The 723-nt window shown below is 54.1% G+C and carries 1 protein-coding gene; it reads left to right on the top strand.

Annotation, left to right across the window (positions count from 1 at the left end):
• Positions 1–75: 75 nt before the first annotated feature.
• Entirely contained in the window at positions 76–642 is a 567-nt protein-coding gene (locus J0A65_RS24795; RefSeq protein ID WP_152489280.1) for an isochorismatase family protein, read from the top strand.
• The last annotated feature ends 81 nt before the right edge of the window (positions 643–723 follow it).

Genomic DNA, 723 nt, shown 5'->3' on the forward strand with positions numbered 1-723 from the left:
CTATCGAGCTGCCATGGTTGTTGATAGAAAAACACTGCAGCACACTGCGCTTTCATCGTAAGGAGACGACACCAAATGCCGGACATGCCCAGCCCAATCCCCTTGATCATTCTCGACGTTCAGGACGCCATCGATCAGCCCGTCTGGAATGACAAAAGTCATCCCGGTTACCTGGCCGTCATCCAACGTCTCCTGCAATTCTGGCGATCAAACGGCTGGCCCGTCCTTCACATAAAACACGATGAAAAGACACCCACTTCCAGCTATTACCTTCACGGCCCCTGGAATGGCATCAAACAGGAAGTCGCGCCGATAGAGGGCGAAGCCGTCATCATCAAGAACGAAAACTGCGCGTTCATAGGCACCCAACTGGATGCCGCACTGAAGGGAATGAATGCAAATCGCCTCGTGCTGACGGGCGTTGTGATTCACAACAGCATGGATGCCACCATCCGCGCAGGCAAAGCGCTCGGGTACAGCATCATCCTCCCTTCTGATGCCACGACTGCCGTGCCTGTAACAGGGCCAGGTGGAACCCGCTGGGAAGCCTCGACCGTATACGAGCTGACCCTGGCCATACTGGGCGCCGAATATGCTGAGGTCATGTCATCAGAAGATGTGATTGCACGGTTTAGTAAGTAGCCCGGACAACCGCGGATGGTGGATGAAAAAGCGTCATCCACCCTACTGACCTTTACCTTTCTTCTTGGCAATCACCTTCAT

The sequence above is a fragment of the Bowmanella yangjiangensis genome, from assembly GCF_017255015.1.
Taxonomy (GTDB): Bacteria; Pseudomonadota; Gammaproteobacteria; order Enterobacterales; family Alteromonadaceae; genus Bowmanella; species Bowmanella yangjiangensis.

Excerpts from the sequence above, each read along its gene's own strand:
- J0A65_RS24795 (WP_152489280.1), top strand. The coding sequence starts at position 76 with ATGCCGGACATGCCCAGCCCAATCCCCTTGATCATTCTCGACGTTCAG.